Genomic DNA, 18,650 nt, shown 5'->3' with positions numbered 1-18,650 from the left:
CATTGTCAATGCGCCGTCCAGCCGCCGTCGAGGCCGAGGGACACGCCCGTCATCATCGACGCGGGCGGCGAGCACAGATATGCGACGAGTTCCGCTACTTCGTCCGGCTCGATCAGCCGTTTCACCGCCGCATGCTCAAGCATGACGCGCTCGATGACCTCGTCCGGCGGCATGCCGTGCGCGTGCGCCTGGTCGGCGATCTGCCGCTCCACCAGTGGGGTCCGGACATACGCGGGGTTGACGCAGTTGGACGTCACGCCGTGCGGGGCGCCTTCCAGCGCGATCACCTTGGACAGCCCCTCCAGACCGTGTTTGGCGGTCACATAAGCGGCCTTGAAAGGCGACGCACGCAGCCCATGGACGGACGAGATGTTGACGACGCGTCCCCAGCCCCGCTCGTACATGCCGGGCAGCGCGTCCCGGGCGAGACGGAACGGAGCCTCCACCATCAGCCGCATGATCCGCGCGAACGTCTCGGGCGGGAAGTCGTGGACCGGGGCCACATGCTGGATGCCCGCGTTGTTGACCAGGATGTCGACGCCGGTCGCCAGCCCGCCGAGCGCCTCCGTGTCGGCCAGGTCGGCGAGCAGCGGGATCCCGCCGATCTCGGCCGCCGTGCGCTCCGCCGCCTCCCCGTCGATATCGGCCACCACCACGTTGGCACCCGCCGCCGCCAGCCGCCGCGCGCACGCGCGGCCGATGCCGCCCGCGCCGCCGGTGACCAGGGCGCGCCGGCCCGACAGATCCAGCGTCCCCGGAGTGCCCGCGGCCGGCCGCGGCGTCACGCTCGTCATGCGCAGAACCTATGGAGCGCGGCCCCGGGGTCCCATGTGGCGCGGCCACACAATCCGATGGCCGCCGGTATGGCCAAGGGGTATTCACCCCGGGTTCCTCATCCCACGTCCCGGGCGAAATCCGGTGCGGCTACGGTTGGCACGCACGGTCCGCCCATGCCGCGAGGGGTATCGATGACCGAGATCACGCACCGCTTCGTCACGTCGAAGAGCGGGCTGCGCATGCACGTCGCCGAGGCGGGCGAGGGTCCCCTCGTGCTGCTCCTGCACGGCTTCCCGGAGTGCTGGTACTCCTGGCGTCACCAGCTCATCGCGCTCGCCGAGGCCGGCTACCACGCCGTCGCCCCTGACCAGCGCGGCTACGCCCGGACGGGCGGCCCCGCGGAACCCGGCGAGTACACGCTCCTGCACCTGACCGGAGACGCGATCGGGCTCATCGACGCCCTCGGCGCCGACCGCGCCGTCGTCGCCGGCCACGACTGGGGTGCGCCCGTCGCCTGGGCCACCGCGCAGATGCGCCCGGACAAGGTGCGCGGGGTGATCGGGATGTCGGTCCCGCACCGCCCGCGCAGCAGCAGGCCGCCCGTCGAGTCCATGCGCCGCCTGTTCGGCGACGGCTTCTACATGGTCCGCTTCCAGGAGCCGGACGTCCCGGAGGCGGCGTTCGACCGCGACCGGGCGGCAACCTTCCGCCGGATGCTGTACGGGATGTCCGGCGATGGGCCGTGCCCGCCGCTGGTCGCGCCCGACGGCGGCGGGATCCTCGACGTCCTCCCGGACCCGGAGAAGCTTCCCGGGTGGCTCACCGCCGCCGACATCGACGCCTACGTCGAGGAGTACGCCGGCAGCGGCTTCACCGGCCCGGTCAACTGGTACCGCAACCTCGACCGCAACTGGGAGCTCACCGCCGCCTGGCACCGCGCCCCCGTCGGCCCGCCCGCGCTGTTCATCGCCGGAGACCGCGACATCGTCTCGGTCGGCGCCCGCCAGGTGATCGACTCCATGACCGACTTCGTGCCGAACCTCCGCGATACCGTCTGGCTGGAGGGCTGCGGCCACTGGCTGCAGCAGGAACGCCCCACCGAGGTCAACGACGCCATGATCACCTTCCTCCGCGCCCTCTGACCCGGAAATGTCGGACCCGGCGCGTACGCTCGGCGCGTGAACCGCACGGACCGTCTTTACGCCCTGGTGGAGGAGTTGCGCGCCTGCGCGCCTCGCCGCCTCGCCGCGCGGGAGCTGGCCGCGCGGTACGAGGTGAGCGTCCGCACGATCGAGCGCGACATCGGCGCGCTCCAGCAGGCCGGCGTGCCGATCTTCGCGGACGTCGGCCGAGGCGGCGGCTACACCCTCGACAAGAGCCGCACGCTGCCGCCGCTGAACTTCACCCCCGCCGAGGCCGTCGCCGTCGCGATCACCCTGTCCCGCGCGGGCGGCTCACCGTACTCCCGCTCCGCCCGCACCGCCCTGCACAAGATCGTCGCCGCGATGTCGGCGGACGACGGCGCCTCGGCCCGCGCACTGGCCGCCCGCATCCGCATCCTCGGCCCCGCCGGGGACGACGACCAGGCGTCCGTGCCGGCCGTGCTGGAGGAGGCCGTCCTGGCCCGCCGGGTGGTCCGCCTCACCTACGTCGACGGGGCGGGCACCGAGACCGAACGCGACGTCGAGCCCGTCACGTTCACCGCGTCCGGCAAGGGCTGGTATCTGAACGCCTGGTGCCGCCTGCGCGGCGGCCGCCGCGTGTTCCGCACCGACCGCGTCCGCCGCGCCGCCCTCCTGGAGGAGACCGCCCCGGACCGCTCCACCGAGTCCATGCACGGCGACATCCCACCCGACTACGTCGTCCGCCCCCTGGAGTTCGTCTGAGCACACCCGCCGGAGACGCGGCGCTCCCGCAGGACGGAGGAGGCGTGCGACCCCGCGATCACGGGCGGCCAGGCGCAGCGGCGAACGCGGACGCCGGGCGCACCGCCCGGCCGCTTTGCTGCGAGAGTGGACGTGAATGCGTTGCTTGCGAGAAAGGATTGGTCGTGCAGAAGCGCACTCTGGGCCGCCAGGGCCTGGTGGCCTCGGCGATCGGCTACGGCACGATGGGCCTGACGATCGCCTACGGTCCTGCTGACGAGCAGGAGGGCATCGCCGCCATCAGGCGCGCGTACGAGCTGGGCGTCACCTTCTTCGACACCGCCGAGCTCTACGGCCTGGGCACCGGCTCCAACGAGATCCTCGTCGGCAGGGCGGTCAAGGACTTCCGCGACGAGGTCGTCCTGGCGACCAAGTTCGGGTTCGACCTGTCGTCCGGGAGGATCTCCGGCCTCGACAGCCGCCCGGACAACATCCGCAAGGTCGCCGACAACAGCCTCCGCTACCTGGACGTCGACCACATCGACGTGCTCTACCAGCACCGCGTCGACCCGGACGTCCCGATCGACGACGTCGCCGGCACGGTCAAGGAGCTGATCGAGGCGGGCAAGGTGAAGTACTTCGGGCTGAGCGAGGCGGGCCCGCAGACCATCCGCCGCGCGCACGCCGTCCAGCCCGTGTCCGTCCTCCAGACCGAGTACTCGCTGTTCGAGCGGGACGTGGAGCAGCTGTTCTCGGTGCTGCGCGAGCTGGGCATCGGGTTCGTGTCGTACTCCCCGCTGGGACGCGGCTTCATCACCGGCACCGCCAAGCCCGCCGGGTCCTACGACCCGACCGACATGCGCAACCACGATCCCCGCTGGCAGCCGGGCAACTTCGAGAAGAACCTGGCGGCCGTCGAGCGGCTCGCCGAGCTGGCCGCCGCGAAGGACGCGACGGTCTCCCAGCTCGCACTGGCCTGGGTGCTGGCCCAGGGCGAGGACATCGTCCCGATCCCCGGCACCCGCAGCCCCGAGCGGGTCGAGGAGAACACGGCCGCCGCCGAGCTGACCCTGTCCGAGGCCGACCTGGACGCCATCGCCGCCATCCTGCCGACCGGCGGCTACGGCGCCCGCTACGCCGAGGGCTCCCTGCCCACCTGGCTCTAGCGGCCGGTGAACACCACCACCGCCAGCCCGGCGATCACCGCCGCCAAGACGAACCATCTCACCGGCGGAGGCAGCCGATGCAACCCGAACAGGCTAGGCAGCACGTTCTCGGCAGGATCCTGGCTGGGCGGCGAGGTGGTGACGGGAGGGCGCGGCGCTCTAGGACGCGCGTGTACGCCGCCGCGGCGGTCGAGCGCCGCAGCACCCGCACGCCCGCAGCTCACCCCGAAGTTTCTCCTCAGATTCGAGCCAGAAGGTCGGGACGCCGTCAACCTCCGTTTCCCGCAGTTCCACTGCCGGCCCTCCTCAAAGCGGAATCTTCAGATGCCGGCAGGCCGCGATGAAATCGGCCACTTCATCGCCGGTTACGTAGCCCCATGGAATGATGGGGATCCGTGGGCCGCCCGCTGTCAGGTGGAAGCGTGCACGCTCGCGATCACCGGCCTGGTAGTAGGCGAAGCCGAAGACGTGATGGGCGTCGACGTCGTAGGGATGCGGCCGTGCGGACGCGAGCCATTTCTCCGCTGCGGCGCGAATCTCCACCTGTACGTCCGGTTTCATGAGGTGACTGTTGAAATCGTCGTCCAGCCCGTCATCGATGTTCCTGGAAGCGACCTCGATGTGGGCCATGGCGATCATCGCGGTGACGGGATCGCCCGGAGGGGCGGCCGCCGCGGCCTGCCGCGCGCACTCCAGCATCGCCTCGTGCGAGCCGCCCCACTTCTTCGCCACGCTCTGGATCCGCTGGTAGGTGCCGTGATACGAGGTCGGCCACCGTCCGCCGAGGTTGCGCCAGATCGCGTCCGCGTCGCTTCGTGGAAGCTCAAGGCCTCTGGCGAACCTCAGCAGGCAGACCCACGGAACGGGATCGGGCGGGAGCAACTGCGCAGCCGTCGACAACGGATGGTGGGCGGTTCGCAGGGTGGCGTGAAAGTCGGCGAACTGCTGTTGCGACACATAGCGGGCCAGCGCCATCGAGCGGATGCCCCACGCCTCCAGGACGATCGTGTGCCCCAGCCACAAAGCCAGGTCCGGATTCCGCGGGTCCGCGCTCGCCAGGGCGCGGATGCCGGTGCTGCGGCCCTCGGCAGCCTGGGCGAGACCCATCACGCACAGTGTCCGCCGCTCCGGGTCATTCCGCGTCTGCGCCAGCAGCCGCGCCCCGGTGGAGAAGTCCCCGCGGCTGACGGCGTCCACGGCCGCGTCGAGAGCGTCGTCTCGCCACGCCCGTCCGGCAGTGACCGTGCCCGATCCTGCCCGCCCCGTCTTGTCCTCTTTTCTCCGCCAAAAACCCATAGCGGAGAAGCCTACTGATCACTCCGTTCGCTCGTCCTGAAACGGAGACAATGAAGCCCGCCCTACCTCGGCCTACCGATGCCCTACACATCGGGCGGGTCTGAGTCAGCCGGAAGTGGCCACCGGACGGGTCACGAAACTCCGAGGTGATTCCGTTAGAACGTTCCTCGGACGCCCAGGCAGGTCCGGACCCGTCTTACCCAGGGATCAGCTCACCTGTGTCCCGGCCCACGATCACGGCTGTGAAGCCAGGTGTGCCAAGAGGCGGGTGAAGTCTTGGCGGGTGAGGGAGAGGTGGCCACTTTCCGGTGCTTCGCTGTCGCGGACAGCGATGTGGTGGTTGAGGTCGGCGATCTCGACGCAGTTGCCTTCCTGACCGCCGCTGTGGCTGCTCTTACGCCAGTGGGGCGTGGTGGTCATGGCTGCATTGCCAGGTGCTTGAGGAGGGCGGCGAAGTGTTGGCGGGTGAGGACGAGGTGTCCGTTGGTGGGGTTCTTGCTGTCGCGGATGCCGATGTCGTCGTTGAGGTCAGCGATTTCGACGCACTCGCCTTCGTTGCCGCCGCTGTAGGTGCTCTTGCGCCAGAGTTCCGGGGACGGTTCGGGAGGGTTCATGATCTCGACGCTATCTCGTCTATGAGTTCTATCGAAGCGGTTCTGCACAGTGTTGCAGAGAGCAGCAGGCCGAAAATCTCTTCGTGAGAAGCAACTTCGTCCTCATCCTCTACAAAGATGCTCTTGTTGTAGAAGTCGCCAACGGTCACGGTGAGTCGGCCGGGCGGACGCAAAGAGATGAGATGACACGGGGTGATGAGCGAGAGATATTCGCTGGCCGTGCTGGGAAGGATGCGCAGATCCACGTGTCCCAGCCGGGCGACCTCTGTCAGCTGCCGTAGCTGTGCACGCAGGATCGCAGGATCGCCGCCAACCTGATTGCCGAGAACCGTTTCCGCGATGATCGGCACGTAGCGGGGCGGATTAGGGCGGCTCAGCACCTGCTGGCGAGACATCCGGAATTCGACCAGCGTTCTGGCAGTGAGGGAGTTCCTGGCAGGGCCTACGGCCATGAGTTTCCCGGCGTAGGCAGGGATCTGGAGCAGTCCCGGGATGATATTGGGCTGGAAGGTGCGGATCTCGGCTGCGTCCTCTTCCAGGCTGGCCAAGTCCAGGGCGGCAGCGGAGATCCGGTACTCGTACGTACGTTTCCATGAACCGGGTTTGTGTGTGGCGAGGTGGAGGAGGGAGTCGCGGAGGGGGCCGTCCTCGACGTCGTAGAAGTCGAGGAGGTCGGCGAGTTCTTCGGGGGCGATGGTCTGGAGGCCGTTCTCGACCATGCTCAGCCAGCCCTGGGAGCGGCCGAAGCGGCGGGCGACGGTGGCGACGGTCAGGTTGTGCTGGTCGCGGGCTTTGCGGAGCGCCGAGCCGATCCGGCGCTGGCGAACGGTGGGGGCGTTCCCGGAAGGCATCTCTCCAGCGTGTCACCGAATGTGGTCGTGCGTATACGGAACGGCGGCGCATTGAACGTTCAATCCGGAAACGTTCAGGGCGGGGGACACGAGCGCATCGGGCGGCGAATGTGGCGGGCGACTCCGAAATGAAGGGAGGCGCACGAATGGGAGCGCCCGAGACGGGGAGGTCGCCGGTCGTCCGGCGCGGTGTGTCGTGGGTGGCGTGGTGGTGAGCGGCGGGCTGGTCGTGCTCGGCTCGCTCACGCTTCCGGGTGTCCGGAGGTCCGTGGGGTACGCACGGCGGTTCCTGCGGGACCTGGTGCCGGCGGCACATCCCCGCCTGGACGACCTGGTGACGGTCGGGAGCGAGACCGTTACCAACGCCATCGTTCACACGGACTCGGGTGACGGTGGCCGGGTGACGATCAGCCTGCTGGCGGGTGGTGACCTCTACCGCCTGGAGGTCGCCGACGACGGAGCGGGCGGCAGGCGCCCGCATCCCAGGGCGGAGACCGGGGCCGAGAGCGGGCGCGGGCTGTGGCTCGTGGAAGCGCTGTCGGACGGCTGGGGATTCCGGGCGGACGGGGCGCGCACCGTCGTGTGGGCGGAGTTCCGAGCGGCTGGGAACTCGCCCGGAAACACCGACAGGGGGTTGTCGGAATGCTCCCGGACGCTGGTGCCCGCAGCGTTCGAAGGAGGAGATCGATGAGCGTTCCCGCGTTCAACACCGTTGCGTGGTTCCAGGTCGGCACCGACGCGCCGGAGGAGGCCCGCCGCTTCTACGGCGACCTGTTCGGCTGGAAGATCGAGGTCAACCCCGACGGCGACGGCTACGACCTGGTCAGCTACCCGGGCGCCGACATCCCGACGGGCGGCATCTCGCACGAGGCCGACGCGTCCGGCAGGCACGCGATGTTCCTGGTCATGGTCGAGGACGTCGACGCCATCTGCACGGAGACCGAAAAGCACGGCGGCAAGGTGGCCCTTCCCGCGGTGACCGCGAACACCGGCCTCAAGTTCGCCTACCTTCAGGACCCGTCCGGCAACACCTTCGGCGTGTTCACGCCCGCGGCCGGCTGACCCGCGAACACCGAAGGGCCCCGAGGCGAACCTCGGGGCCCTTCCGGTCATCGTGGCCTACACCTCCGCGATCACCGCGTCCGGTGGAAGATCACGCGTCTCCGCCGGTGTTGCTCTCGGAGCTGCCGACGCCGTTGGCGAACACCTCGCTCACGTCCGCGTCGAGCCGGTAGCGCTGGATCGCCTGCTGGAGCGTCTCCGGCTTGATCTCGCCGTGCCGGGCGAGCCGGGTCAGCACCGCGAGGACGACCGACGCGGCGTCCACGTGGAAGAACCGGCGGGCGGCGGCGCGGGTGTCGGAGAAACCGAAGCCGTCGGTGCCGAGCGAGGTGAAGTCCGTGTGCACCCACGGGGCGATCTGGTCGGGTACGGCCCGGGTGAAGTCCGTCACCGCGACGATCGGCCCGGCGACGTTGTCGAGCATCCGGGTGACGTACGGGACGCGCTGCTCGGCGTCGGGGTTCAGCAGGTTCTGCTCGTCGCACGCGCGGGCCTCGCGGGCCAGCTCGTTCCACGAGGTCGCCGACCACACGTCGGCGGCGACGCCCCAGTCCTCGGCGAGGAGCCGCTGGGCTTCCAGGGCCCACCGCCCGCCGACGCCGGACGCCAGGATCTGCGCCCGCGGTGCCGCGCCGTTCCCGGACGTGACGGCCGGGGCGGCCTTGAACCGGTACAGGCCCTTGAGGAGGCCGTCGACGTCGACGTCGTCGGGCTCGACGGGCTGCTGGTACGGCTCGTTGTAGACGGTCAGGTAGTAGAAGATGTTCTCGCCGTCCGGGTGTTCCTCGGACGTCCCGTACATGCGCCGCAGCGCGTCCTGGACGATGTGGGCCAGCTCGAACGCCCACGTCGGGTCGTAGTGGACGCACGCGGGGTTCGACGCCGCGAGTAGCGGGGAGTGGCCGTCGGCGTGCTGGAGGCCCTCACCGGTGAGGGTGGTGCGGCCGGCGGTGGCGCCGAGGAGGAACCCGCGGCCCATCTGGTCGCCGAGCGCCCACATCTGGTCGCCGGTCCGCTGGAACCCGAACATCGAGTAGAAGATGTACACCGGGATCATGTGCTCGCCGTGCGTGGCGTACGTGGTGCCCGCGGCGATCGCGGACGCCATCGACCCGGCCTCGCTGATGCCCTCGTGCAGCATCTGGCCGCTTTCGGACTCCTTGTACGACAGCAGGAGCTTGCGGTCCACCGCGTCGTAGGTCTGCCCATGCGGGGAGTAGATCTTGGACGTGGGGAACAGCGAGTCCATGCCGAACGTGCGGTACTCGTCCGGGGCGATCGGCACGAAGCGGGCGCCGATGTTCTCGTCCTTGATCAGGTCCTTGAGCAGCCGGACGAACGCCATCGTCGTCGCGACGTTCTGCTTGCCGGAGCCCTTCTTCAGCTCGCTGTAGACGGGGTCGCCGGGCAGCTTGAGGGCCTTGGCCCGCACCACGCGTTTCGGCACGAACCCGCCGAGGGCGGCCCGGCGCTCGCGCATGTACTGGATCTCGTCGGAGTCTTCGCCCGGGTGGTAGTAGGGCGGCAGCGGCGCTTCCAGCGCCGAGTCCGGGATGTCCAGGTAGAGGCGGTCCCGGAACTCCTTCAGCTCGGCCTTGGTGAGCTTCTTCATCTGGTGGGTGGCGTTGCGGGCCTCGAAGTCGGAGCCGAGCGTCCAGCCCTTGATCGTGTGCGCGAGGATCACGGTCGGCTGGCCGACGTGCTCGCGGGCCGCCTTGAACGCCGCGTACACCTTGCGGTAGTCGTGCCCGCCGCGCGACAGCTTGCGCAGCTCGTCGTCCGACAGGTGCTGGACGATCCGGCGCAGCCGCGGGTCGGCGCCGAAGAACTTCTCCCGGATGTACTCGCCGGATTCGACGGTGAACGTCTGGAACTGCCCGTCGGGCGTGGTGTTCATCTGGTTGACGAGGACGCCGTCGACGTCCTGCGCGAGCAGCGGGTCCCAGTCGCGGCCCCAGATGACCTTGATGACGTTCCAGCCGGCGCCGCGGAAGAACGACTCCAGCTCCTGAATGATCTTGCCGTTGCCGCGGACCGGGCCGTCCAGTTGCTGGAGGTTGCAGTTGACGACGAAGGTCAGGTTGTCGAGCTCCTCGCGGGCGGCCAGGCCGATCGCGCCGAGCGACTCGGGCTCGGCCATCTCGCCGTCGCCGAGGAACGCCCACACGTGCGAGCGGGACGTGTCCTTGATCTTCCGGTTGTACAGGTAGCGGTTGAACCGGGCCTGGTACACCGAATTGATCCCGGTCAGGCCCATCGACACCGTGGGGAACTCCCAGAAGTCCGGCATGAGCCGCGGGTGCGGGTAGGACGAGAGGCCGCCGCCCGGGTGCGAGTGCTCCTGGCGGAACCCGTCGAGCTTGTCCTCGGGCAGCCGCCCCTCCAGGTAGGCGCGGGCGTAGATGCCCGGCGACGCGTGACCCTGGATGAAGACCTGGTCGCCCGACTCGCCGTGGTCCTTGCCGCGGAAGAAGTGGTTGAACCCGACCTCGTACAGCGAGGCGGCGGAGGCGTAGGTGGCGATGTGGCCGCCGACGCCGATCTCGGGCCGGTTCGCGCGCGAGACCATGATCGCGGCGTTCCAGCGGATGTAGGCGCGGATGCGCCGTTCCACATGCTCGTCGCCGGGGAACCAGGGCTCGGACTCCGGCGGGATCGTGTTGATGAAGTCGGTGCTGCGCAGGCTGGGCACGCCGACCTGCAGCTCCCGCGCCCTTTCCAGGAGCCGGAGCATCACGTACCGTGCCCTGCCGCGGCCCGCGGTCTTGATGACCGTGTCCAGTGACTCCAGCCACTCCCGGGTCTCGTCCGGGTTGATGTCGGGCAGCTGGCTCGGCAGGCCGTCGCTGATGATCGAAAAGCGTTGACGTCCGGAAGCCACGGGGTCCCCTCTGTCCTTACGTCTTTGCGGGTGAGACCGGTGGCCGCCCGCGGGTGGCCACCGGTCCCCGGCAGACTGTTCGTCGCTCGTCTCGAGATCCATCGTCGCCGTTTATGACGGCTAACGCATCTCTACCAACCGGTAACCATTCTCCCCGGTCAACCGGGGTACGCACCCTGGGAGAGCCGATATTTTCCCGACGAGAGCGGAGGAGCCATGAACGGGCGGATCGGAGACCGGCTGCTTGTCCACGGCAACATCGTGGGGCAGCCGGACCGGCAGGGCGAGATCATCGAGGTACGGGGCGAGGACGGCGGCCCGCCGTTCCTGGTCCGGTTCGACGACGGCCACGAGACCCTGGTCTACCCGGGGCCGGACGCGGTCATCGAGTCCAGGGAGCACCTTCCGCGGTAGCCCGCGGATCCGTGCGGCCCCGGAGGCGTCCGGGGCCGCGGAGCGGGTAGACCCGGGATCATGGAGAGCACCGTGGTCCGGGTGGCGACCGGTGCGCGCGAGACCGTGCACGACATCACCGCCGAATGCGAGCGGTTCGCCGCGTCGGCCGGAGGGGACGGGCTGCTTCACGTCTTCGTCCCGCACGCCACCGCCGGCGTGGCGGTCATCGAGCTGGGGGCCGGGAGCGACGACGACCTCCTGGCCGCCCTCGGCGACCTGCTGCCCGCGGACGACCGCTGGCGGCACGCGCACGGGTCGCCGGGCCACGGGCGCTCGCACGTCCTGCCCGCGCTGGTCCCGCCGTTCGCGACCCTTCCGGTCGTCGGCGGGCGGCTCGCGCTCGGGACGTGGCAGTCGGTGGCCCTGGTCGACCTCAATATGGACAACCCGGACCGCCAGATCCGGTTGTCCTTCCTCAAGGGATGACCATCGAGGGATGACGGTGACTGTCACGTTCCGTGGAGGCCTTGTTACGCCGATCTGCGTAATCGGGCCAATGAGGCCACCAAAAGCCGGGAAGACACTTGCGCTAGGGGCCCTCACTTGTGTGGACTGTCCCGCAAACACCGCACAGGTGCGGGCGGGCCACCCGTCCAGGGGGCCGGAAGACATGAGCACGGCACCGTGCGGACTGACGACAATGGGAGGACTTTCGTGAGCGCGACCGCGGGTCAGGCGCAGTCTGAGCGCAGCCTGGCCGAACGGCTCGGCCTGAAGGCGGGCCAGGTGGTGCAGGAGATCGGCTACGACGACGACGTTGACGAGGAGCTCCGCGAATCCGTCGAGGCCGTCACGGGGAACGAGCTGGTCGACGAGGACTACGAGGACGTGGTCGACGTCGTGCTGCTGTGGTGGCGCGAGGAGGACGGCGACCTGTTCGAGGGCCTCACCGACGCGATGATCCCGCTCACCGGCGGCGGCAACATCTGGCTGCTGACGCCGAAGGCGGGCAGGGACGGGCACGTGGAGCCGAGCGACATCGGCGAGGCCGCACAGACGGCCGGACTGTCGCAGACCAGCAGCGTCAGCGCCGCCAAGGAATGGTCGGGAACGCGGCTGGTCGCGCCCAAGGTCCGCAAGTAGCCCCGGGCACCTGGTTCGCCGGCCGTGCGGGGTGACAGACTGGTCCCGTCCCCCACGCCCGTGGGGGACGGGGCATGACCCCGCCGCGGGCGGGAGAGATGCGGGAGTGGTTTTGGCGGTTGAGGTAGGCGACGGCGCACCGGACTTCGAGCTGAAGGACCAGCACGGCACACCGGTGAAGCTGTCGGACTTCCGTGGTGAGAAGAACGTCGTCCTGGTGTTCTATCCGCTGGCGTTCAGCGGCGTCTGCACCGGCGAGCTGTGCCAGATCCGGGACGAGCTGCCCACGCTGGGCGGCGACGACGTGCAGGTGCTCGCGGTCTCGGTCGACTCGATGTTCGCGCTGCGCGCCTGGGCCGACCAGGAGAAGTACACGTTCCCGCTGCTTTCGGATTTCTGGCCGCACGGCGGGACGGCACAGCGTTACGGCGTGTTCGACGAGGGTAAGGGGCTCGCCGTGCGCGGGACCTTCGTCATCGACACCGAGGGTGTGGTCCGCTGGAAGGTCGTCAACGCGATCCCGGACGCACGCGACATCGACGAGTACCGCAAGGCGCTCGCCGAGCTCTGAGCGAAATCGGACCGGCTCCGGCCATGTGGCCGGAACCGGTCCCCGCACCTCTGGAGGTGTGATGCCCTGCTTCCGATGCGGGGCGCGGCAGACCGACCCCGTCCGGGGCGCGAGCCCGTGGAAGCGCGGGGTCCGGGCGGACCGCCAGGTGCTGATCTGCCCCGGCTGCCAGACCGCCCGCGACTGGGCGGGCGAACTCGACCGCTGCTCGGCCTGCGGGTCGGCCGTGCTGGTGTGCCGCCTCGGCGAGGTGGAGTGCCGCGACTGCGGCCACACCCGCGACGCCGCCCCCGCCGACCTGGTGCATTCCGGTGCGCCGCCGGGCGGCTCCGGCGACGGCGACCTGTCCGCGGAGGTGGCCGCGGCGCTCACCCGTGTGCTGAAGAAGGGCCCGGCCGTCTGAGGCCCCGGCTGTCCGGGGCTCGGCCGTCCGGGGGCCCGGCCGCGGCCTGCGGCGGCGACCGTCCGATCCCGTTCCGCTCTGCGCTGACCAGGGGCGCCGCTACTTGACGCGGGTTTTTTCCTGCTGCCAGTCTTCGCGGGTGCCATTTGTGCTGATGCGCCTGGTCGACCGGATCGCCGGGCGGTCGATGCGGATGCCCGCGCTCGTGCTCCTCGCCGCCTTCCTGGCCGGCTGGCTGCTGATCGCGGTGTTCGAGGAGCCCGGCGCCGACATCAAGAAGCCGCACGAGTACTTCTGGTATTTCATCGTCAGCGGCACCACCACCGGTTACGGCGATCTGGCCCCGGCGACGATCGGCGGGCGGATCGGCGGAGTGATCGCCATCGTGTCCGGGCTCACCGCGGGCCTCATGCTGTTCGCCGAGGTGACGCTGTGGCTGGCGAAGGGGAGGACCATGAAGGCCAACGGCCGGGCGCGGCTGAGCCACCGGCGCCACATCGTGATCGTCGGCTACGAACGGGACGGCCTGCGGGCCATCATCGGCGAGTTGCGCGCCGACCCGGATTTCGCCAGGACGCCGGTGGTCACGATCTTCTGGCCGGACGAGCTGACGGGTGAGAACCCCGACCCCGACGTCTACGACGTGGTCGCGTTCGACGACACCGCCTACGAACGCGCGTGCCTGGAGCATGCCCGCGCGGCCGTCGTCGTCGGGCGCACCGACGACGAGACCGTCCGGGTGATGCTCGGTCTGGCGGCCTATCTGCGGCGGCACGGCGAACCGCCCGTCCACCTGCTGGCCGGCCTGCACGACGGCCACCGCCGCGGGGAGATCATGGACGCGCTGACCCTGATCACCCCGGACATCGAGACGGTCGACATCGACGACCCGGCCGTGGTCGCGGTCTCGGTCCGCAACCCCGGTGTGGCCGCGATCTACCACAATCTGGCCAGCACGCTCGACACCGACGGCACCCTGTACCGGGTGGACGTGCCGGAAGAGGTCGGTGAGCGGTCCCGCATCGACGTCGCGATCTTCCTTCTGCGCCGGGGGAGCACCCTGCTGGCCGTCGGCGAGTCGCACCGCCCCAACGCGAACTTCCGCCTCACCTCCGCCCCGGACGAGAAGATCCGGGGCGGTCAGTCGCTCGCCGTGGTGGCGGCGAGCCGCCCGGAGATCCCGTGGCGGGACCTGTGAGCGAAGTCCGGGAGGGCGCCCCTCGCGCCCGCTGAGGGCGCCCTCCCGGCAGCCGCCGGCGCGCGGCCCGGGGCTACAGGTCCAAGAGCCCCGGGGCCTCCCCGCGCGCCCGCGGAGTTCTAGGCGGCCTGCCGGTGGTCGGCGTCCAGCAGGTGGTAGAGCAGGAGCAGCTGGGTGATCGCCAGGGGGTCGCTGGTGCCGGCGTCGCCGAGGCGGCCGAGGACGCCGGGGTCGGGGATGGCGGTGCCGGCGCGGGGGCCGAGGCGTTCCAGGATGGCCTTCTTGACGACCTGTGATTCCTCGGGGGAGACGTATCCGTGGACGTGCAGGGCGTCGACGGGGCGTCCGTCGGTGTCGCGGTGCAGGCGCAGGTGCATGGCCGTCTCCATGCCGCCGGAACCCGGGTTGCCGGAGGCCGTGGCGCCGGTGGCGGTGTCGCCGGGGCCGCTGTCGAGGACGTCCGCCAGATCGGGATGGTCGATCGTGGGGCGGAGCAGCAGTTCGGCGGACAGCGGGGTGCCGGGCGGGTCGAGCCGTCCCGCGACGGGCGCGAAGCGGACGACGATGTCGGCGTGCTTGCGCTGGGGGCGGATGTAGGCGGCGCTCTCGGGTTCGCGGCGGTCCAGCTCCGCCATGACCTGCTCGGGGGTGTAGCCGCGTTTGTCGCAGTCGCGGCTGACCTTCCAGGAGTGCCGCAGCGGCTCGGGCGGGTCGAGGTAGACGGTGATGTCGAAGCAGGCGCGCGCCATCCGGGTGTGGAGGGGGAGCAGGCCCTCGACGATCACGAAGTCGCGGGGTTCGACCAGCTCGGGGCGGACGAGTTCGCCGGTGGCGTGGTCGTAGACGGGCTTGAGGATCGGTTCGCCCATCGAAAGCAGCTGCAGGTGCTGCTCCATGATGTCGATGTGGTTGCAGTCGGGGTGCAGCGCCGTGAACGGCTTGCCGGCGCGTTCGGCGCGGTCGTAGCGGTGGTAGTCGTCCACGCAGACCGCCGTCATCCGATCGGCCCCCAGACACTGCACAAGCCCCCGGGTCAGAGTGGTCTTGCCCGCCGCGCTGTCCCCGGCGATGGCGAGCATGACGGGGCGGCGGCCGGACCCGCGCGCCCGGAGCATATGCACGATCCGATGGGGCACCTTCTGCTCCTCCATCCTGCGGAATTCAATTTTCGTCTAGGAGAGTACGGCGGTGCGGCGGGCGGTTCGTCCCCCAATCAGGGGAGAGCGGGGGTGAAACCGCGGAGGCCCCCTCCGGCCCTGGGCTACTGATGAGTAGCTTTCGGTTGTTATCGTGCCGGAATGGGTGTCCCCGTACGTGTCGTCCTCGTCGACGACCACGAAATGATCCTCGCCGGACTGCAGGCGATGCTGGCCGGGTTCTCCGGGCGCGTGCGCGTCGTGGGGCAGGCGGGGACGGGGGACGAGGCGGCCCGGCTGGTCACCACGCTGCGCCCGGACGTCGTCCTGCTGGACGTGCGGCTCGGCCCGGAGAGCGGCCTCGACCTGTGCCGCCTGCTGACCGGGCGGGTCCCGGAGGCGCGGGTGGTGTTCCTGTCGGTGTACGACGACGAGCAGTACGTCTTCGAGGCGCTGCGGGCCGGGGCGGGCGGGTACCTGCTCAAGCGGGTGGACGGCCCCGAACTCGTCCGCCGCCTTGAGGAGGTCGCGCAGGGCGAGACGGTCGTGGACCCGACGCTCGCCGGCCGGATGGCGGTCACCGCGGCCCGGCTGACCCGCGGCGAGTTCTGGCCGGGCGCCAACCGCGGGCTCACCCAGCGCGAGAGCGAGGTGCTGTCGCTGCTGGTGGGCGGCCTGTCCAACAAGGCGATCGCGGCGCGGCTCGTGCTCAGCGAGGAGACGGTCAAGAGCCACCTGCGCGCGCTCTACCGCAAGCTGGAGGTGACCGACCGGTCCGCCGCGATAGCGGTCGCGCTGCGCGAGGGGCTGTTCCGGTGACGGCCGCCGGGCCGCTGGAACTGCTCGCCGGACGCGGGAACGACCTGCTCGTCCGCATCGTGGCCGTCGCCTGCTCCGACCGGGAACTGCCGCGGATGGCCGAGGAGCTCGCCGGGCTCGTCGTCCGGTCGGCGCGGGCGCTGACGTTCTGCGACGTCTACGTCCTGGCCGAGGACGAGCGCGTCCTGGAATGGTCGGGCCCGCCCGTTCCGCTGGGGGCGGGCGACGTCGGCCGGGCGGCCGCGCACGGCCGGGTCCGGCCACATCCGGACGGACGGGGCGCCGCGATCCCCGTGCACAGCGAGGGAACCGTGGTCGCGGTCGTGGACGTCCGGTCCGCCGGCCCCGCCCCCGCCGAGGACCTGGCCCTCGTCACCGCGCTCGCCGGGCTGTTCGCGCCGGTGCTGTCCTCGTGCCGCCGGCTGCGCACCGCCCGCGAGCGCGAGCACGCCGCCGAGCGGTTCGCCGAACGGGCGGTGGAGGCGCAGGAGGCGGAGCGGTCGCGGCTCAGCCGAGAGATCCACGACGGCATCGCGCAGCGCCTCGCCAGCCTCGGCTTCCACCTGTCGGCGGCCGAGCGGGCGCTGCCCGAGCACCATCCCGAGGGGCTGGCGCAGATCATGATGGCGCGGCGGCTGTGCGAGCTCGCGGCGGCCGAGACGCGCGCCGCGATCGGCGGGCTGCGGCCGCCCGTCCTGGACGATCTCGGCCTGTCGGCGGCGCTGGCCACCCTCGCCCGTGAGGCCGGGGACGGTCCCGGCCCGTCCGGTCCGCTCGACGTGACGGTGACCGTCGAGGGCGAACTGGAGGACGCGCTTCCCGACCATGTGCAGACCGCCCTGTACCGGATCGCGCAGGAGGCGGTCGGCAACTGCCTGCGGCACGCGTCCGCGACATGCGTCGACCTGCTGCTGGAGCACTCCACCGACCGCGTCCGGCTGAAGGTCACCGACGACGGGGCCGGGTTCCCGGTCCGGGACGTGCTGGCGCCGGGGGGCCGCGGCCGCCGTCCCGACTCCTACGGGCTGCGCGGCATGCGGGAGCGCGCCGAACTGCTCGGCGGGCGGGTCTCCGTGACGAGCAGGCCGGGGGCCGGGACGACCGTGGAGGCCGTCATCCCCATCCCGGGCCGCCACCGGGGTGCGGTCAGTCCGTCCTGAGGACCCGGAAGACGATCCCCGCCCGGTTCAGCCGGTCGATCAGGGCGTCGCCCATCGCGGTCGCGGTCGTGACCTGCCCGGCGGTCTCCGGCAGGTCGTCGTGGGCCAGGCACAGCGCCGACTCGGCGAGCATCTTGGCGGTCTCGCCGTAGCCGGGGTCGCCGCCAGAGACCTCGGTGACGACGTGCCTGCCGCCGCCCTCTCCGGCGAACTTCATGCTGAACCAGTGCTTGGCGCGCTCCGCTTCGGACTGGCCTTCGCCCGGCGCGCGGAGCCGCAGCAGCAGGTTGCGGGTCGGCGGGAGCGCGGACAGGGCGAGCAGGGCGCCGGAGCCCGCGGCCATCCCGGCGGCGACGGCAAGCCGTTTGACGGCGACGTAGTGGCCGTAGGAGAAGTCGGGGCCGTAGCGGTCGAGCGCCGCCGCCGACCGGACGACGATCTGCGGGTCGATGGTGGGCAGCGGCAGCGTCCAGCCGCCCGCGACACGGGCCTTCGGCGCCGGACGCCGCGAAACGCGCACCCTGCGGCCGGCGGGCCGGTCCTCCACCCGGCGGCGCTCGCGTTCGGCGCGCATCATGCCGGCGGGGTCGCCGAAGATGCCGATGGCCGAGTGCAGCGTGCCGCCGGACGCGCCCCCGCGGACGCGCAGGAAACCCTCGACGTGGATCGGGACGCCCTCCGGAAGCTGCTTCACCGTGAAGTAGGCGCCGAGGTCGTGGGGGATCGAGTCGAACCCGCAGGCGTGGACGATCCGGGCGCCGCTGCGCACGGCCTCCTCGTGGTACTTCACGTACATCCGGTCGACGAAGGTCGGTTCGCCGGTGAGGTCGACGTAGTCCGTCCCGGCGCGCGCGCACGCCGCGACCAGCGGCTCGCCGTACTTGACGTAGGGACCGACCGTGGTGATGACGACCCGCGCCCTGTTCGCGATGTCCTCGATCGAGGCGGTGTCGGTGGTGTCCGCGTGCAGCAGCGGCAGATCGGCGCACGCCGGGTTCAGCTTCACCAGGCGGTCGCGGACGGCGGTCAGCTTGGCCCGGTTGCGTCCGGCGAGGGCCCAGCGCGTACCGGGCCCGGCGTGCTCGGCCAGATACTCGGCGGTCAGGGCGCCGGTGAAGCCGGTGGCGCCGAACAGGACGACGTCGTACTGGCGAGCCGGGTCGTGCCGGCGGTCGGCGGTCATCGCAGCCCCTTTCACGGTTCCGAATCTGATTCTGTCGCGTCCGCGGCCGATCATGCACGCGGGTACGGCGATGTGAGCGAGCACACTCGTCTAGGGTTGCCCGGGACGGGGGGTTTCGCAGTGACGAAG

The 18,650-nt window shown here is 70.7% G+C and carries 21 protein-coding genes; 13 read left to right on the top strand and 8 right to left on the bottom strand.

Features of this window, described 5'->3' with window-relative positions:
• Positions 1 to 5 precede the first annotated feature (5 nt).
• A complete protein-coding gene (locus ACGFIS_RS18570; protein ID WP_392899261.1) occupies positions 6 to 794 on the bottom strand; it encodes a 3-hydroxybutyrate dehydrogenase in 789 nt (262 codons plus the stop codon).
• Positions 795 to 968: 174 nt separating this feature from the next.
• On the opposite strand from ACGFIS_RS18570, the gene ACGFIS_RS18565 reads away from it, so the two are divergent.
• From ACGFIS_RS18565 to ACGFIS_RS18555, 3 genes are all read left to right on the top strand, one after another.
• Positions 969 to 1,919 (top strand): alpha/beta fold hydrolase, encoded by a 951-nt coding sequence (locus ACGFIS_RS18565; protein WP_392899257.1) that lies wholly within the window; start codon positions 969 to 971, stop codon positions 1,917 to 1,919.
• Between the two features lie 36 nt (positions 1,920 to 1,955).
• Positions 1,956 to 2,663 (top strand): helix-turn-helix transcriptional regulator, encoded by a 708-nt coding sequence (locus tag ACGFIS_RS18560; protein WP_392899255.1) that lies wholly within the window; start codon positions 1,956 to 1,958, stop codon positions 2,661 to 2,663.
• A gap of 164 nt (positions 2,664 to 2,827) precedes the next feature.
• A complete protein-coding gene (locus tag ACGFIS_RS18555) occupies positions 2,828 to 3,808 on the top strand; it encodes an aldo/keto reductase (RefSeq protein ID WP_392971880.1) in 981 nt (326 codons plus the stop codon).
• A gap of 306 nt (positions 3,809 to 4,114) precedes the next feature.
• Here the strand turns inward: ACGFIS_RS18555 and ACGFIS_RS18550 are convergent, their stop codons facing one another.
• From ACGFIS_RS18550 to ACGFIS_RS18535, 4 genes are all read right to left on the bottom strand, one after another.
• Entirely contained in the window at positions 4,115 to 5,005 is an 891-nt protein-coding gene (locus ACGFIS_RS18550) for a hypothetical protein (RefSeq protein WP_392899249.1), read from the bottom strand.
• Between the two features lie 333 nt (positions 5,006 to 5,338).
• Complete coding sequence (locus tag ACGFIS_RS18545) at positions 5,339 to 5,524, bottom strand: DUF397 domain-containing protein (protein WP_392899246.1); 186 nt, start codon at positions 5,522 to 5,524, stop codon at positions 5,339 to 5,341.
• Positions 5,521 to 5,718 carry a DUF397 domain-containing protein gene (locus ACGFIS_RS18540; protein ID WP_392899244.1) on the bottom strand — a complete coding sequence of 66 codons (198 nt, stop codon included), beginning with the start codon at positions 5,716 to 5,718 and terminating at the stop codon, positions 5,521 to 5,523. The genes ACGFIS_RS18545 and ACGFIS_RS18540 overlap by 4 nt, the downstream gene beginning before the upstream one ends.
• On the bottom strand, positions 5,715 to 6,569 hold the full coding sequence (locus ACGFIS_RS18535) for a helix-turn-helix domain-containing protein (RefSeq protein ID WP_392899243.1): 855 nt from the start codon (positions 6,567 to 6,569) through the stop codon (positions 5,715 to 5,717). The genes ACGFIS_RS18540 and ACGFIS_RS18535 overlap by 4 nt, the downstream gene beginning before the upstream one ends.
• 196 nt (positions 6,570 to 6,765) lie before the next feature.
• Between ACGFIS_RS18535 and ACGFIS_RS18530 the strand changes: the two genes are divergently transcribed.
• Positions 6,766 to 7,260 (top strand): ATP-binding protein, encoded by a 495-nt coding sequence (locus ACGFIS_RS18530; protein ID WP_392971878.1) that lies wholly within the window; start codon positions 6,766 to 6,768, stop codon positions 7,258 to 7,260.
• Positions 7,257 to 7,631 carry a VOC family protein gene (locus tag ACGFIS_RS18525; protein WP_392899238.1) on the top strand — a complete coding sequence of 125 codons (375 nt, stop codon included), beginning with the start codon at positions 7,257 to 7,259 and terminating at the stop codon, positions 7,629 to 7,631. Before ACGFIS_RS18530 ends, ACGFIS_RS18525 begins: the two co-directional genes overlap by 4 nt.
• Positions 7,632 to 7,722: 91 nt before the next feature.
• Here ACGFIS_RS18525 and aceE read toward each other — a convergent pair whose 3' ends face one another.
• Positions 7,723 to 10,512: a pyruvate dehydrogenase (acetyl-transferring), homodimeric type gene (aceE, locus tag ACGFIS_RS18520; RefSeq protein WP_392899235.1), complete on the bottom strand. Its 2,790-nt coding sequence runs from the start codon at positions 10,510 to 10,512 to the stop codon at positions 7,723 to 7,725.
• Positions 10,513 to 10,728: 216 nt separating this feature from the next.
• Here aceE and ACGFIS_RS18515 point away from each other — a divergent pair, with 216 nt between their 5' ends.
• From ACGFIS_RS18515 to ACGFIS_RS18490, 6 genes are all read left to right on the top strand, one after another.
• Positions 10,729 to 10,926 carry a DUF1918 domain-containing protein gene (locus tag ACGFIS_RS18515; RefSeq protein ID WP_392971876.1) on the top strand — a complete coding sequence of 66 codons (198 nt, stop codon included), beginning with the start codon at positions 10,729 to 10,731 and terminating at the stop codon, positions 10,924 to 10,926.
• Between the two features lie 60 nt (positions 10,927 to 10,986).
• Entirely contained in the window at positions 10,987 to 11,394 is a 408-nt protein-coding gene (locus tag ACGFIS_RS18510) for a YjbQ family protein (RefSeq protein WP_392899229.1), read from the top strand.
• A gap of 228 nt (positions 11,395 to 11,622) precedes the next feature.
• Positions 11,623 to 12,051, top strand: coding sequence for a DUF3052 domain-containing protein (locus ACGFIS_RS18505; protein WP_131954932.1), 429 nt, complete (start codon positions 11,623 to 11,625; stop codon positions 12,049 to 12,051).
• 112 nt (positions 12,052 to 12,163) lie between these two features.
• Complete coding sequence (locus ACGFIS_RS18500) at positions 12,164 to 12,622, top strand: peroxiredoxin (protein WP_392899226.1); 459 nt, start codon at positions 12,164 to 12,166, stop codon at positions 12,620 to 12,622.
• Positions 12,623 to 12,683: 61 nt separating this feature from the next.
• A complete protein-coding gene (locus ACGFIS_RS18495; protein ID WP_392971874.1) occupies positions 12,684 to 13,025 on the top strand; it encodes a hypothetical protein in 342 nt (113 codons plus the stop codon).
• A gap of 139 nt (positions 13,026 to 13,164) precedes the next feature.
• Positions 13,165 to 14,223: an ion channel gene (locus ACGFIS_RS18490; protein ID WP_392971872.1), complete on the top strand. Its 1,059-nt coding sequence runs from the start codon at positions 13,165 to 13,167 to the stop codon at positions 14,221 to 14,223.
• A 119-nt stretch (positions 14,224 to 14,342) separates the two neighbouring features.
• Here ACGFIS_RS18490 and ACGFIS_RS18485 read toward each other — a convergent pair whose 3' ends face one another.
• Entirely contained in the window at positions 14,343 to 15,359 is a 1,017-nt protein-coding gene (locus ACGFIS_RS18485) for a phosphoribulokinase (protein WP_392971870.1), read from the bottom strand.
• 162 nt (positions 15,360 to 15,521) lie between these two features.
• Between ACGFIS_RS18485 and ACGFIS_RS18480 the strand changes: the two genes are divergently transcribed.
• Both ACGFIS_RS18480 and ACGFIS_RS18475 read left to right on the top strand, forming a co-directional pair.
• Positions 15,522 to 16,178 (top strand): response regulator transcription factor, encoded by a 657-nt coding sequence (locus tag ACGFIS_RS18480; protein WP_358458230.1) that lies wholly within the window; start codon positions 15,522 to 15,524, stop codon positions 16,176 to 16,178.
• Positions 16,175 to 17,338, top strand: a complete 1,164-nt coding sequence (locus tag ACGFIS_RS18475; protein WP_392899215.1) for a GAF domain-containing sensor histidine kinase — start codon at positions 16,175 to 16,177, stop codon at positions 17,336 to 17,338. The genes ACGFIS_RS18480 and ACGFIS_RS18475 overlap by 4 nt, the downstream gene beginning before the upstream one ends.
• On the opposite strand, the gene ACGFIS_RS18470 is transcribed toward ACGFIS_RS18475, so the two are convergent.
• The gene (locus ACGFIS_RS18470) at positions 17,325 to 18,521 is read right to left on the bottom strand and encodes a saccharopine dehydrogenase family protein (protein WP_392971868.1); all 1,197 of its coding nucleotides are present in this window, start codon (positions 18,519 to 18,521) and stop codon (positions 17,325 to 17,327) included. The two genes, ACGFIS_RS18475 and ACGFIS_RS18470, sit on opposite strands and share 14 nt — an antisense overlap.
• Positions 18,522 to 18,650 lie beyond the last annotated feature (129 nt).

This window comes from Spirillospora sp. NPDC048824, from assembly GCF_043198455.1.
GTDB lineage: Bacteria > Actinomycetota > Actinomycetes > Streptosporangiales > Streptosporangiaceae > Spirillospora.
This window is presented reverse-complemented; position numbering and strand designations above follow the sequence as displayed.

Bases quoted from the DNA above. Each gene is read 5' to 3' on its own strand.
- ACGFIS_RS18570 (WP_392899261.1), bottom strand. From the start codon at position 794: ATGACGAGCGTGACGCCGCGGCCGGCCGCGGGCACTCCGGGGACGCTG.
- ACGFIS_RS18565 (WP_392899257.1), top strand. From the start codon at position 969: ATGACCGAGATCACGCACCGCTTCGTCACGTCGAAGAGCGGGCTGCGC.
- ACGFIS_RS18545 (WP_392899246.1), bottom strand. From the start codon at position 5,524: ATGACCACCACGCCCCACTGGCGTAAGAGCAGCCACAGCGGCGGTCAG.
- ACGFIS_RS18540 (WP_392899244.1), bottom strand. From the start codon at position 5,718: ATGAACCCTCCCGAACCGTCCCCGGAACTCTGGCGCAAGAGCACCTAC.
- ACGFIS_RS18535 (WP_392899243.1), bottom strand. From the start codon at position 6,569: ATGCCTTCCGGGAACGCCCCCACCGTTCGCCAGCGCCGGATCGGCTCG.
- ACGFIS_RS18525 (WP_392899238.1), top strand. From the start codon at position 7,257: ATGAGCGTTCCCGCGTTCAACACCGTTGCGTGGTTCCAGGTCGGCACC.
- ACGFIS_RS18515 (WP_392971876.1), top strand. From the start codon at position 10,729: ATGAACGGGCGGATCGGAGACCGGCTGCTTGTCCACGGCAACATCGTG.
- ACGFIS_RS18510 (WP_392899229.1), top strand. From the start codon at position 10,987: ATGGAGAGCACCGTGGTCCGGGTGGCGACCGGTGCGCGCGAGACCGTG.
- ACGFIS_RS18495 (WP_392971874.1), top strand. From the start codon at position 12,684: ATGCCCTGCTTCCGATGCGGGGCGCGGCAGACCGACCCCGTCCGGGGC.
- ACGFIS_RS18480 (WP_358458230.1), top strand. From the start codon at position 15,522: ATGGGTGTCCCCGTACGTGTCGTCCTCGTCGACGACCACGAAATGATC.
- ACGFIS_RS18470 (WP_392971868.1), bottom strand. From the start codon at position 18,521: ATGACCGCCGACCGCCGGCACGACCCGGCTCGCCAGTACGACGTCGTC.